General features: G+C 59.0%; 9 protein-coding genes. 5 read left to right on the forward strand and 4 right to left on the reverse strand.

Going from position 1 to position 14,343, the window contains the following annotated elements; all coding sequences use genetic code 11:
* Positions 1–3: 3 nt before the first annotated feature.
* A complete protein-coding gene (locus SIC15_RS00110; RefSeq protein ID WP_412536802.1) occupies positions 4–1,713 on the forward strand; it encodes a VRR-NUC domain-containing protein in 1,710 nt (569 codons plus the stop codon).
* Positions 1,710–4,007, forward strand: a complete 2,298-nt coding sequence (locus tag SIC15_RS00115) for a helicase C-terminal domain-containing protein (protein WP_412536803.1) — start codon at positions 1,710–1,712, stop codon at positions 4,005–4,007. Before SIC15_RS00110 ends, SIC15_RS00115 begins: the two co-directional genes overlap by 4 nt.
* Here SIC15_RS00115 and cra read toward each other — a convergent pair.
* Positions 3,928–4,962 (reverse strand): catabolite repressor/activator, encoded by a 1,035-nt coding sequence (gene cra / locus SIC15_RS00120; RefSeq protein ID WP_412536804.1) that lies wholly within the window; start codon positions 4,960–4,962, stop codon positions 3,928–3,930. The two genes, SIC15_RS00115 and cra, sit on opposite strands and share 80 nt — an antisense overlap.
* 133 nt (positions 4,963–5,095) lie before the next feature.
* On the opposite strand from cra, the gene ptsP reads away from it, so the two are divergent.
* From ptsP to SIC15_RS00135, 3 genes are read left to right on the forward strand one after another with little or no spacing between them, the layout of a single operon-like run.
* Positions 5,096–7,927 (forward strand): phosphoenolpyruvate--protein phosphotransferase, encoded by a 2,832-nt coding sequence (ptsP, locus tag SIC15_RS00125; RefSeq protein WP_412536805.1) that lies wholly within the window; start codon positions 5,096–5,098, stop codon positions 7,925–7,927.
* Positions 7,927–8,892, forward strand: a complete 966-nt coding sequence (gene pfkB / locus SIC15_RS00130) for a 1-phosphofructokinase (protein WP_412537643.1) — start codon at positions 7,927–7,929, stop codon at positions 8,890–8,892. Before ptsP ends, pfkB begins: the two co-directional genes overlap by 1 nt.
* Positions 8,889–10,652, forward strand: a complete 1,764-nt coding sequence (locus SIC15_RS00135; RefSeq protein WP_412536806.1) for a PTS fructose-like transporter subunit IIB — start codon at positions 8,889–8,891, stop codon at positions 10,650–10,652. Before pfkB ends, SIC15_RS00135 begins: the two co-directional genes overlap by 4 nt.
* A gap of 45 nt (positions 10,653–10,697) precedes the next feature.
* Here SIC15_RS00135 and SIC15_RS00140 read toward each other — a convergent pair whose 3' ends face one another.
* The 3 genes from SIC15_RS00140 to SIC15_RS00150 form a co-directional block, all read right to left on the reverse strand.
* Positions 10,698–11,069: a VOC family protein gene (locus SIC15_RS00140; protein ID WP_412536807.1), complete on the reverse strand. Its 372-nt coding sequence runs from the start codon at positions 11,067–11,069 to the stop codon at positions 10,698–10,700.
* Positions 11,070–11,130: 61 nt separating this feature from the next.
* The gene (locus SIC15_RS00145) at positions 11,131–12,414 is read right to left on the reverse strand and encodes a diguanylate cyclase (protein WP_412536808.1); all 1,284 of its coding nucleotides are present in this window, start codon (positions 12,412–12,414) and stop codon (positions 11,131–11,133) included.
* 190 nt (positions 12,415–12,604) lie between these two features.
* A complete protein-coding gene (locus tag SIC15_RS00150) occupies positions 12,605–14,158 on the reverse strand; it encodes a methyl-accepting chemotaxis protein (protein WP_273157780.1) in 1,554 nt (517 codons plus the stop codon).
* Between the last annotated feature and the right edge of the window lie 185 nt (positions 14,159–14,343).

Genomic DNA, 14,343 nt, shown 5'->3' on the forward strand with positions numbered 1-14,343 from the left:
GCCATGTCATCGGCGAAGCCACAGAGCAAACAACCGGGTACCGCAGATCTCAATAATCCGCTGTACTACCTTGAAAATTCGGAAACCGTCCTTGGCTGGGTGCAGCGCCACCACGGCGACCTGCTGACCGCGGACGAGCTGGATCGACTTGCGAGCTTCCATTCCCTTTCCCGGCCGGCGCGGGCTCTTCTGACCCGCATGGTGATGCGCACAGGCGATCTGTTTCGCTCGGACAAACTCAATTACCCGGAGCTGGGCGTTCCGGAAAGCCGCGCCCTGGACGAACTTGCTGGTGCGGACTGGCTGGATACCGACCCCCTGCTCAGCCTGGATGAACTTTTCCGGCTGTTTACCCTGGGAGAGCTGCGGCCTGCTGCGAGGCCTTTGCTGGAGGCGGCCGGAAAGCCTGCCAACCTGCCCAAGGGCCAGATGCGCGATGCACTGCTTCCGCAATTTCCCGAACCTCTTACCGTTGCCGACTGGCTGGGTCAGCACGCCAAGCCAGTGGTTCGGCTAAAAACCATGGCGCTGTTTGATCGGGTTCGCCTGATGTTTTTTGGCAATCTTCGCCAAAGCTGGTCGGATTTTGTGCTGGTGGAACTGGGTCATCAGCAGTACGAACCAGTCTCGTTTACACCGGATTCACGGGCGTTCCAGCATCGTTCCGAGGTTGATCTTTACCTCGCGATGCATCGGTGCCGGGAAAGGCTGGATGAAGGCGTACCTGCCGCAGAGGTCTGGCTCGACGTACCTGGCCCTTGTGAAAATGCCTGGTTGACCAGCCGCCGTGATCGTTTATTGTTGGAATTGGGCCGTCAGGCGGAGCGCCAGGGAGAGCGGGAGCTGGCGTTAGATGCGTTCGCCAGCAGCGGCCATCGGGAAGCGCGGCTGAAGCAGCTTCGATTGCTCGAGCGGATGAAACGTCACCAGGAAGCATGGGCCATTGCGTCGGAGTGGCAAAGCCATGATCTGAGCGACGCCGAAGCCCAGGGCCTGGAACGGATCCTGAAACGGCTCGCAAGCAGGCTTGGCAAGACACCACCAGTGCCGCCGGCCCGACCAGCTATCCGGGACATCACCCTTACCCTGCCGAAGCCCGCAATGGGATCGGTCGAATACGCTGTACAGCAACACCTGTATCGGGAAGAGACGCCTGCGTTCTATGTGGAAAACACCCTGATCAATGGTCTGTTTGGCCTGCTCTGCTGGCAAACCATCTTTGCCCCGGTGCCGGGGGCCTTTTTCCATCCGTTCCATGTCGGCCCTGCAGACCTGACCCGGGAAGATTTCGTCAGCCGCCGTCAGGCCTCCTTCGAACAGTGCTTCGGTCGGCTGGCCGATGGTAGCTACCGGGAGCGGATTCTGGCTAATTACCGGGCGAAACAGGGCACCACCAATCCTTTCGTGATCTGGCCCGTCATCAACGAGGAACTCCTCAGCCTGGCCTTGGACTGCATTCCAGCAGAGGATCTGGAAACCCTCTTCCGCCGCCTGTTACGGAATATCCGGGAGCACCGCAGTGGCTTCCCCGATCTGATTCGTTTCTTTCCCGGCGTCACCGATACCGAAAAGCGTTATGAAATGGTTGAAGTGAAAGGGCCGGGTGATCGGCTGCAGGACCATCAGATACGTTGGCTCGAATTTTTTGCCGTTGAAGGTATCCCCGCCAGTGTCTGTTACGTGCGCTGGCAAGACGATGGGGTGATGGAATGACGCTGAAGGTAGCCGTCCGAACCCTGTGCGAATTTGCCGCGCGCAGGGGCGATCTGGACTTCCGCTACACCCCGGCTCCCAGTGCCGAAGAGGGCATCGCCGGCCACCAGGCAATACAATCCCGTCGCGGCTATGGCTATAAAAGCGAGTATTTACTGACTGGTGAATGCCGGGGATTATTGCTTTCCGGGCGCGCCGATATCTACAACCCGCACCGCGGCCGGCTAGAGGAGATCAAGACCCATCGCGGTGACTTGTCCCGGATCCGTGAGCATCAGCGAGCGCTCCACCGGGCCCAGCTGCGAGCCTACGGCGCGCTTTTGTGTGGACAGGAAAACGTCAAAACCCTGGAGCTGGCGCTGATCTATTACGACACCGGCAGGGACAAGGAAACACCGGTGGTGGAGACCGCCAGTGCCGATGAGCTCTGGCAGGAACTGGAAACCCTATGCGGTCAATACAAGGCCTGGGCGGAACAGGAAGAGCATCACCGCGAACAGCGCAATGCGCTGCTCGCCGGCCTTGCCTTTCCCTTCCCCGAATTTCGTCCCAGGCAACGCCAGCTGGCGGAGACGGTATACAAGAACGCGGTAAAGTCCGGCACTCTGCTTCTGGAAGCCCCGACCGGCCTGGGAAAGACCCTCGGCACCCTGTTTCCGGCGCTGATGGCCATGCCCTCCGCCGGACAGGACCGGCTGTTCTATCTCACCTGTCGCAATACTGCCCGTCAGCTGGCCATGGATGCGGTGGCTCGCCTGCGTTCGGCTCAAGCGGGCCCGACCTGGCCCCTGAGAACGCTCGAATTGGTATCCAAAGACGATGCCTGCGAACATCCGGACAAAGCCTGTCATGGCGATTCCTGCCCACTGGCCAAAGGATTTTTCGATCGGCTGCCCGATGCCCGGGCAGAAGCCGCCCAGACCGAAGGGATACTGGATCAGCACACATTGGCGAAGATCGCTGCCGGTCACGACATCTGCCCCTACTTCCTCGCCCAGGAAATGGCCCGGTGGAGCGATGTGGTGATCGGTGACGTGAACCGCCTGTTCGACCAATCCGCCCTGCTCCATGGTTTGATTCGCCAGAACAACTGGAAGGCCAGCGTGCTGTTAGATGAAGCCCACAACCTCGTGGATCGGGGTCGAGGCATGTATTCGGTCCGGCTGGATCAGCAGCGCTTGCTGAGGATCAAAAAGACCGCGCCAAAACCGGTGAAATCCGCCATCGACCGGACCGCACGGGCCTGGCAGGGCCTGATCCGCGATCATCAGGCAGACTCTGAACGCCCGGGGTTCCTGGCAACATTGCCGGCCCAGTTGCTCGGTGCCCTGCAGTCGATGGTTTCGAATCTGACTGATTACCTGGCCGATAATCCCCCGGATCTGGCATTGCAGGAACTCTTGTTCGAAAGCGTGGCTTTCATGAAGCTGGCGGACGCCTTCGGTGATCATTCCCTGTGTGAATTTCAGCGCGCTGGTCGGGGGCGGGCCAGCCTGACGATCCAGAATTTGATTCCGGCGGATTTCCTGCGGGAGCGGTTCGAGGCAGCGCATTCGGTTCTGCTTTTTTCCGCCACCCTGAGTCCCGGTGTTTACTACCGGGATTTGCTGGGGCTGCCTGAGGATGCGCGTTTTACCACGCTACCCAGTCCGTTCAGCGCAGACCAGTTGCAGGTGCACTTCACGCCAGGCATCAGCACCCGCCAGGTTCACCGGGAAGCGTCTCTCAAGCCCATCGCCGAGCTGATCGCCCGACAGTTCCGGGAACGGCCCGGGCATTACCTGGCGTTTTTCAGCAGCTTCAAATATGCAAAACAAGCGAGCGAGGTTCTGGAGCAGCGCGCACCGGATATCCCGCAGCGGGCCCAACAACCGGGCATGTCACCTCAGCAGCGCGCAGACTTTCTGGCAGGTTTCAGGAAGGCGGAAGGCTGTGTGGCTTTTGCGGTTTTGGGTGGGGTGTTCAGTGAGGGTATCGATTTACCGGGAGACCAGTTGATCGGTGCCTTCGTGGCCACCCTCGGCCTGCCGCCCTTTGATGCCTGGCATGAAATCCTGAAGGCTCGCCTTGAACAGCGCTTCGGCGCCGGGTACGACTACACCTATCTGATTCCGGGGTTGCAGAAAGTGGCTCAGGCGGCCGGTCGGGTGATTCGCACCCCGGAGGACCGGGGTGTGATCTGGCTGATCGACGACCGGTTTCTCACTTCGGGCATCAAGGGGTTGTTGCCCCGCTGGTGGTTCGCCGAACAGCGCCAGAACGATCCGCACGCCGAGTCTTCAGCGTCCGGTTAATAACAACGGTGTCCACGGTACCTTCCTCGGTGATCGCTGAGAAGGCCTGTTCCAGGGTGGCCCTGGCAATGGCCTCATGATTCTGCGGTAAAGAGTTCACCGCCAGTGGGAGGAAGTCCAGAAGCCGGTCATCGCCAAAAGTCGCAAGTTTCAGCGCCTCCGGGAGTCCATCCGGCTGTTCCAGAAGCACGTCCAGGACTCCCTGCAGAAGGGTGTACGAGGCCGTAACCAAGGCATCCGGCAGCCCATGCTCGCTCAGGATGCGCCGCATCATTTCTGCACCAGAAGCGCGGTCGTAATGTCGGCCGCTCTCCACCCAGGCAGGTGTATTGGCCTTGTCGGCGGCGGCCAGAAAACCAGCCCGACGTTCCTGGGTCATGGCAATCTCCGGCACGGCATCGAGCCAGGCGATGCTGGCGGTTCCCGAATCCAGCACCGAACGCGTCAGGATTTCAGCCGCTGCGCGGTTGTCGCTCACAACGCATCGAATTTCATCAGGGGACTGGGCCCGATCGACAGCAATCACTGGTAAACCCTCTTGCTGAAGTTGTCGATAGAACGGGTCATCCCCCGCCAGGGCGCTAGCAACGATAAGCGCGTCGCAGCGCCTGGCTTTCAACGCGCGGGCCAGCGACTTTTCCGTGTCGGGATCGTCATCGGAGCCGGCAATGAGGAGCTGGTAGCCTTTTGCCCTCGCGCCCTGCTCAAGCAGCTTGGCCAGCCTGGCATAACTCGTGTTCTCCAGGTCCGGCAGTATAAAGCCAAGGGTCCGGCTGGCGCCGCCTCGCAGGGCCGCGGCCTGGGTGTCCACCTGAAAGTTCTGCTCACGAGCCACCGCAAGCACTTTCTCGATGGTGTCCGACTTGATGCGCCGGGCGGCCCCCTGGCCGTTGATGACATAGCTGGCGGTGGTTCTTGAAACGCCGGCAAGCCGGGCAAGTTCCGCAAGGGTCATGGACGACAGCTCCGATTAAAAGATTGCTTGATTTCTGATCATATCTGTTTCATCATCGATTTTAAGCATGCTGACACGATTCAGCAAACAAAAACAGATGCGCACCATCAAAACAAAAAGCGAGGCACACATTATGCTGACGCTGACTGCCAATGACGTTCGCCTGGGTGCAACTGCCGCTGACTGGCAAGACGCACTGCAAAAGGCAGCTCGGGATCTTGAGAGCGCCGGCCGGACTTCTTCGGAATACCTGGCTGGCATGAGCGCCCGTGAACAGCAATCTTCCACGGTACTGGGCAATGGCATTGCTATTCCCCACGGCACACCGGAAAGCCGGAATGCCGTGCTGAACACCGGTATCCGTATTCTTCAGTTCCCCGAGGGGATCACCTGGCACGATGGTGCGCGGGTGTATGTGCTGGTTGCGATTGCGGCCCAGTCCGATGAACACCTGGATATTCTCCGGCATTTGACCCGTGTACTGGATAAGCCAGGGCTGGCTGAGAAGTTGGGTCATGCTTCGGATGCCGCGGAACTGGTTGCGTTGCTTTCCAAAGCACCGGCCGTTGCCAAATGCGATAGCGAGACTCTCTGTTTTGGTATTGATGCGTCGACCCCGAACGAACTGGCCCTGATTGCCGCTGCGCGTCTGCAGAGTTTGCGGTGCGTGGACACAGATTTTCTGGCCAGTATTATCGGCCAACCCCCAGTGGATCTCGGCGAGGGGTTCTGGCTGACGCATCACACCATCGGGGCCAGGCGCCCGACTCTTTCATTGGCAACGCCAAAGCGGCCAACGCCGGAGCTCCGGGGTGTTTTCTGTCTGGCGGGGCCCGGTGATGAGTGCCATGACCTGCTGGAGCGCATCGATAACTTCCTTGCCCGCAACGAGCCGATTGACGGCCTGAATGCGGAGGCCGTGCTGGCGAGGTTGTCCGGTGAAGCCGCCAATGCGGTTACCGCCAAAGTGACCCTTTTGAACACCCACGGCCTCCACGCACGGCCCGCCAAACAACTCGTCCAGGAGGCTCGTCGCCACAATGCCAGTATTCGCCTGCGTCTTCTGGAAGGCGACGGCAGTGCGGTCTCTGCAACCAGTCTGACCCGGGTGATCGGCCTGGGCGCCCGCAGGGGCCAGACTCTGCTGCTCTCAGCCACTGGCGATGAGGCACGTCAAGCCGTCGCGGCACTGACCAAAGCCATCGAAGAGGGTCTGGGTGAGAAAGTCGCTCCGCTGCGGTCTGCGGATCAGCGGATTGTGGAGCCTGAAGCTGAGCCAGCTCAGGAACTGACAGATGATCAGCCCCTGAAAGCCGTTGCTGCCTCACCGGGACTGGCCCTGGCGCCGGCCTTCGTTATGCGCCAGCCCAAACTCAGATACGAACAGTCCTCCGAAGACAGCGAACAACAGATTCAGCGTCTCAACCAGGCCATTGACGACGCCGATGGCCAGCTTCGCACCCTGATTCGGCAGGCAGAAGGCGGTGAAGCGGCGCCTATTCTCTCGGTTCATGTGGAAATGCTTCAGGACGAGGATCTCTACCAGGCGACACTGGAAGCGATCAACGAGGGTGCGTCTGCCGAGGCGGGCTGGTGGAGAGCCATTGATACTGCTGCAAGGGCCCAGGAAGCCCTGGCCGATCGGTTGTTGGCTGAGCGCGCGGCGGATCTGCGGGATGTCGGGCGTCGGGTGTTGGCCAATCTGTGTGGCGTGGCAATGCCGACCCCGCCTGATGCCCCCTATATTCTGGTGGCCGACGATCTCGGGCCTTCCGATGTTGCCAGGTTGGATACCTCCCGCGTGCGCGGTCTCGTTACTGCCCGAGGCGGCGCAACCTCCCATAGCGCGATACTGGCACGTGCCCTTGGTTTGCCAGCGGTCGTCGGTGCTGGTGAATCCATACTCGCCATCGCGGACGGAGCGGACCTCGTTGTGGATGGTGAACGGGGCTGTGTGGTGCCGAACCCGGGTGTCGGGCGGTGCGACAAGATACGCCGCCGCCTGCAACAACTTGAAGCCCTGCAGGCCCAGGCCCACGAGAACCGCAACCAGCCTGCCACTACCGAAGACGGTCACACTGTTCAGGTGGGTGCCAACCTTGGCAATACAGCCCACACTCCGGATGCGGTGGACCGCGGCGCAGACGGTGTCGGCCTGCTTCGTACCGAGTTCATCTTCATGGCTCATCCGGAGGCGCCGGATCTGGCGACTCAGGTACGTGAATATCAGCACGCATTTGATGCCCTTAACGGCCTGCCTCTGGTGGCCCGCACCCTGGATGTGGGGGGCGACAAGCCGCTGGATTACTGGCCTTTGCCCCAGGAAGACAACCCGTTTCTGGGCATGCGTGGTATTCGATTGTCTTTGACCCGCCCGGACATCCTGGAAACCCAGGTCAGGGCCCTGCTGACTGCGGCAGGTGATCGCCCCCTTCGCATCATGTTCCCCATGGTCAAGGATCTTGAGGAGTTCCGAGCGGCCAGGGCCATTGTTTCAAAGGTCCAGAGCGAGGTGTTGGCCAATGACGTTCAGGTTGGCGTGATGATCGAAGTACCCTCCTGTGCCCTGCTGGCATCTACCCTGGCGCCGGAAGTGGATTTCTTTTCGGTCGGAACCAATGACCTGACCCAGTACACTCTGGCCATCGATCGTGGTCACGGCCAGCTGTCAGCGGAATCGGATGGCTTACATCCTTCGGTACTGAAGCTGATCCGGATGACTGTGGAAGCCGCTCATGCTCACAATCGCTGGGTAGGTGTGTGCGGGGAACTGGCGTCTGATCCCCAGGCGATTCCGGTTCTGGTTGGGCTGGATGTAGACGAGCTGTCTGTGACCAGTCGACGGGTACCCCTGGTTAAGGCCTGCATCCGTGGTCTGAACCTGGAAACAGCCCGACAACAGGCGGAAAAGGCTCTGTCGCTGGCAACCGCCTCAGAGGTACGCGATGCCCTGGAGGCCTGGTGATGGCGCGTATCCTGACAATCACCCTGAATCCGGCCCTCGACCTCAGCGTTGAAACGCCGCCCCTCACCCTCGGAGAAGTTAACAGAACGGGTCATACCCTGATTGAGCCGGCTGGGAAAGGCATCAATGTGGCCCGGGTGCTGGCCCGTCTGGGGCACTCGGTCACCGTGGCAGGACTGTTGGGTGACGCTAATCCCGGGCCGTTTGAACGTCTGTTTGAGGCGGAAGGCCTCGAGGACCGTTTTGTCCGTGTTCCTGGCCGAAACCGAATCAATATCAAGATTAATGAGGCCGGCGGACGGGTGACTGATCTGAATGGCCCAGGTTTCCGCGCGCCGGAAACTGCCCTCCAGAGTCTTGAAGATCGCTTGGAATCGCTGCTGCCGGAGTGTGACGTGGTTGTCATCGGTGGCAGCTTGCCAGACGGCTTTTTGCCTTCTGGCGTGGCGGAACTCGTTCAGCAGGCGTCCGAGGCAGGCAAGCCGGTATGGCTGGATACCAGTGGCGAGGGACTAAAAGCGGGTATCGAGGCGGGACCGTTTGCTATCAAGCCTAATACGGATGAGCTGGCTGGCTGGGCCGGCCTGCCCATAAACGATGTGGCAGCCGTGGAAACGACCGTTGCCCGCCTGCGCACTCACGGCGTGTCGCACGTGGTGGTGTCCATGGGTGCAGATGGCGTGTTGTGGTCATCGCCGAGCGGCCTCTTGAGATCCCGGGTGCCTCCGGTCTCGCTGGTCAGCACCGTTGGTGCCGGCGACACCTTGCTGGCAGGGATGCTTCACGGCGTACTTGGTGGCGAGCGTGATGAAGCAGTTCTGCGGTACGCGACAGCCTTGTCTGCCGAATGCGTGCAACACATTGGTGTCGGAGACCCTGAGGCACCGGACTTTCCTTCCCTTCTCCAACAAACCCGGGTGCAGCCTTGGCCTGGGCAAAATAACACCGGAGAGATACGGTTATGAATCTGATCATTGTGACTGCCTGCCCGCAGGGCGTGGCAACCCGTTTTTTGGCCGCCCGCGCCCTGGAGCGGGCGGCGAACCGGCGTGGCTGGTCCGTGACTACCGATACTCGCGGTCCGGATGGTAAAGCGAACAGCAAGCCCAGCGACGAAACAATCCGGCAGGCCGATTTGGTTATTGCAGCGGTCGGCGTCTCGGTCGATCTCGACGCGTACGCGGGCAAACGCCTGCTACAGATTCCGGTCACGGCCGCGCTCCCTGATCCCGATGCTGTGCTGGTCACGGCCGAGTCAGAAGCAACACCCTGGGACCCGGCGAGCACCAGTCAGGAACCGGTGGGGTCAGCTTCGTCTTGCGGCAGCGCCGCCGGGAGTAAACGGATCGTTGCCGTTACTGCCTGTCCCACTGGCGTCGCCCATACCTTTATGGCGGCAGAGGCACTGACCGCCGCGGCGCAATCCGCAGGCCACAAGATCCGCGTAGAAACCCAGGGCTCTGTCGGCGCCCAGGATCCGCTAACGGCGGAGGAAATTGCGGCGGCAGATGTGGTGATCCTGGCCTGTGATATTGAGGTAGATCCGGGTCGCTTCTCTGGCAAGCGGGTCTGGCGGACCTCGACCGGTGCCGCCCTGAAAAAACCAGCCGATGCCATCCACGATGCCCTCGAAGAAGCCGTGGTTCTGGACGCTGGCCAGAAGAAAACCTCGGGTACCTCCGGAAGTGGTGAGAAAAGAGGGCCTTACAAGCACCTGCTGACCGGCGTCTCCTTCATGCTGCCCATGGTGGTTGCTGGCGGTTTGCTGATCGCCCTGTCCTTCGTGTTCGGGATTGAAGCGTTTCAGGAGGAAGGTACGTTGGCTGCCGCCCTGATGCAGATCGGTGGTGGCACCGCCTTCAAACTGATGATTCCGTTGCTGGCCGGATACATTGCCTGGTCTATTGCCGACCGTCCCGGCCTGGCGCCGGGAATGATCGGTGGGTTTCTGGCGGGTGAACTGGGAGCTGGATTCCTCGGCGGTATTGTGGCGGGTTTCCTTGCTGGTTATGTCGCGCGCTTTATCAGCCAGAAACTGCCAATGCCGGAGAGCATAGAATCGCTGAAGCCCATTCTTATCATTCCTCTGTTCGCCAGCCTGGTGACAGGTCTGGGGATGATCTATGTGATCGGCGAGCCTATGGCCGCGATCATGGATGGTCTGACCGGCTTCCTCGAGAGCATGGGAACCACCAATGCGATCCTGCTGGGCGGCATTCTAGGCGCCATGATGTGCTTTGACCTGGGGGGGCCGGTTAACAAGGCTGCCTACACGTTTGGCGTTGGCCTGCTATCCGAGGGCAGTGGCGGCTCTGCACCCATGGCGGCCATTATGGCGGCGGGTATGGTGCCGGCCATTGGCATGGGCGTGGCTTCCTTTATCGCGCGCCGCAAGTTTGCAGAGGTGGAACGGCAGGCCGGTCGGGCTTCCTTCGTACTGGGTTTGTGCTTTATCTCTGAAGGTGCCATTCCATTTATGGCAAAGGATCCTTTGCGGGTTATTCCAGTGTGCATGGTCGGAGGAGCAATAACCGGTGCCCTGTCGATGCTGTTTACCGTCAAGCTGATGGCACCACACGGTGGGCTGTTTGTGTTGGCCATTCCCAATGCGGTAAGTGCGGTGCTGCCCTATCTGATTGCGATTGCAGTGGGGTCCCTGGTAATCGGTTTCGGCTATGCACTGCTGAAAACCGGTAAGGCGGAAGTGGCGGCTGCAACGAGCTGAACCTTAACAAGCGAAGGCCCTCAACTGAGGGCCTTCTGCATGCTGTTAACCGAAAACGAAAAACGCCAGTTTGTTACCGTCCGGGTCTTTCACGTAGGCGCCGTAGAACTGGTTGGGAATCCGTTGCCCCGGCTCACCGTCGCAGGTGGCACCAAGCTCGATGGCTTTCTTGTACATGGCATCGACATCTTCTTTCGACTCCGCAGGCAGGGCAACCATGTTGCCGTTGCCGGGATGGTTGGGTTCTTCATTGAAGGGCACGCAAACCGCGATCATGGGCGCTTTCATGCTCTTACCGATAAAGGCGATACGCCCCATATCCAGCAGCAGCCTGGCTCCCTGGTCGCTCAACAGTTCCGTATAGAATGCCTTTGCCCGTTCCATATCACTGACGCCAAGGGTGACGTATCCGATCATGCTTTTTCTCCATTCGGGTTGTTGTCGAGCGCCAGAATACGCTGTTTTTTGCCTGTCAGCTCTATTCAGCGCCGATTTCGCTGACGACGACCTGATTTCTGCCTGCCCGTTTCGCCTGGTAAAGCAACTGGTCGCATGCGGACAGCAGATCCCGCACACCGTCGATGCCTTGGTCCCAGCATACGACCCCGGCACTCAAGGTAACGTTGAAGGGGGTGTCATCTTCACTGAGAAAACTCTCTGTCTCCATATCAATACGCAGGGATTCGGCAACCTGGCGAGCATCACTCAAGGTGGTGTGAGGCATCAGAACGATAAACTCTTCGCCTCCGGTGCGTGCAACAATGTCGGTTTTGCGAGTCCGCGTTTCGATCAGATTGGCCACCGTGCGCAATACCTTATCGCCTGTGAGATGGCCCCAGGAATCGTTGACGCTTTTGAAGAAATCGATGTCGAGGGAAAGCAACGAGAACGGATGGTAGTAGCGGGCGGATTGGTCGGCCAGTTCCTCGAGTTTTCTGAGCAGGTATCTCCGGTTGTAGAGCCCTGTCAGTTCATCGGTAATCGTGAGGGCTTCCAGCTGGAATTCCAGGCGTTTCTGGTCGTTGATATCGGTAATAATGCCATGCCAGGTGGTACTTCCGTCCGGATTTCTCTCCGGCTGGGAAACACCTCGCAACCATTGGGTCTGGCCATCTTTGATGATGCGGTATTCGCAAACCCACTCGCGTAGTGTCTTGCGGGAGAGTTCGATGGTCTCGTGAACTCTTGCAACATCCTCTGGGTGAATGGCTTCAAACATCCGTTCCGGACTGCTCCGGGTTTCCGCTGGCGTTACACCATAGAAATCCTTGGCCTTGCGGCTCATGTAGGGGAAGTGAAAACTGCCATCTTTATTGAGAGTAAAGGTATATATGACCCCGGGGAGAGATTCGGCAAGCTGCTGCAGCTGATGCTGGGAAACTTTTTCTTCTGTTACATCAAGATGAGTCCCCATCAGCCAACGGGTTTCTGCCGCCTGGTCTTTGTTGAACAGGGTTCCGCGGGTGTGGATGTAACGCCAGTCACCGTCCTTGTGAAGCATGCGAACCACGCACTCAAACTTGGTGGCCTCCTGGTTAAGGTAAGCATTGAGAGCCTCGTGCGCTGATTCGACATCGCTGGGATGGCTCAGGCGCTCCCACGTCTCAAAAGACAGAGGTTCAAGCTCTTCCAGGGTATAGCCGAGCATGCTGGCCCAGCGCTCGTTGAAGATAATTTCGCCGGTGTCCAGATTGTATTCCCAGGTACCCGCGCCCGTGCCATCGAGAATGGCATTGAGCCTTGTTTCTGGAGACAGATGCATGTGATCCCTCACACGAAGGCCGCGGTTTCGCGGCTAGTTCTGGCCCGAACGATAATGGGCCCAATTGAAAGTGTTGGCCCATTCGAGCGCTTCTGCAAGAGGAACCGGAGGATTATATCGATATTCTTGGCCAACATCGCAGCCAAGGGATAACGGACGGTTTCTTGCTCGGCGGTCTCGACCCCTCCTGTCACTTGAAACGCACGACCAGTTCGTGCAAATCGTTCGCAATCTGCTCAATGTTTTTAACGCACTCGGTGGACTCTTCACCTTTGGACAGGTTGTTGGATGCCAGATCCGAGATTTTCTCCACTTGCTCGTTGATCTGATCCGACACCTGGGCCTGCTCCTCCACGGCAGCTGCCATCTGCATTGCCATTTCGGCAATGTTGGAGACGGATTCAGCAATGTCATTAAGGGTGCTCTCGGCCGAAAGCATTTTTTCCATGCCCTCGTCTGCCGAAAGCTTGCCCTCGTCGGCTTTCTGGTTGGCCTCCTCGGAGCGGGCAATCAGTTCGCTGACAATGCCATGGATTTCACTCGTTGAATTGCGGGTCCGGGATGCCAGGCCCCTTACCTCTTCGGCCACAACGGCGAATCCGCGTCCATGCTCGCCGGCCCTCGCCGCTTCAATGGCGGCATTCAGGGCCAGCAGGTTGGTCTGCTCTGCAATCTCTTCGATAATTTTTGCGGCTGAGGCTATCTGCTGAGTCTGCTGAGCCAACTCGCCAACGGAAGCGCTAATGCCATGAACGGAACCTTTGAGAGATTCAATGGCTTCCCGGGTCCCGCGCACAACGGAACGCCCCTCATTGGCAAACTCTTTTGCGCCATCCGCCCGCTCTGCCGTGGACTGGACGTTCGAGGAGACCTCCGCAATGGTATGGGACATCTCGTGTACGGCTGCCGCAACCTGTTCGGTTTCGGCCTGCTGCTGTTTGAGGGCCTCCTGAGCTTCGAAGCTGACTTCGCGACCTTTCACAGAATACAGTCGCATCTCATCGGCGGAGTCTTCAAGCCGGGTGAGTACCGCATCAAGGTGAGCTTGTTGGGCCTTTACTGCAACCTTGATACGCCCAAGTGGCAAATCGTCATCAGTGTAGCTTCTTGCGGCCAGATCATCTGTGAAGCTGTGTGCCAGTAGCCTGGTGACCGAGCCCATCAGCTGTTTTCTGGCCAGATGCATCCAGCCGGCATAGGCAATCACGCCCCCAGCCAGCACAAGCTCGGACAACATTTTCTGATCGGCAAGAAACAGTGCCCCTGTGACAATGAAAACAAGCGCCAAAAAGATGGTGGGGGGTTGGACGCGGCGCCAGAAAGGGGTTCCTGTTCTGCCCGCCCTCAGGGCTGCGTACAGCTTTTCTGCGCGCTCGACGTCCTTCCTGTCGGGACAGGATCTCACGGACTCGTAGCCGACTACCTTGCCGTTTTCGGTGACCGGGGTAACGTAGGCACTGACCCAGTAGAAATCGCCGTTCTTGCAACGGTTCTTTACCAGGCCCATCCAGGGCTGTCCGGCCTTAAGGTGTGCCCACATGTTCTCATAGGCGGCGGGTGGCATATCGGGATGCCGGACAATGTTGTGAGGCTGGCCAATCAGCTCGTCCCGGCTGAAACCACTTATCTCCACAAAGGCCGAATTACAGTGCCTAATCTTACCTTTGAGATCTGTGGAGGAAATAAGTTTCTGATTGGGTGAGAAGGTTTTTTCGTTGTCCGTAACCGGTAGGTTTCTGCGCATTATCAACCCTGACATTAGCGTAAAAGACTTATTACTAAGTCAGGGTAGGACAAATATTGCAATAACTCTATCGGTGGGAACGGTGAAGGGCCTCAGGAATTTCCCTAATGACAACGCCCGAGGCGCTACCCGCCAACGCGATACGTGGCGCTGGCGGGCTGTTTGTTCGTGGGGCAGCCTCCATT

It is taken from the genome of Marinobacter sp. MIT932201 (assembly GCF_047123295.1).
Classification (GTDB): Bacteria; Pseudomonadota; Gammaproteobacteria; order Pseudomonadales; family Oleiphilaceae; genus Marinobacter; species Marinobacter salsuginis.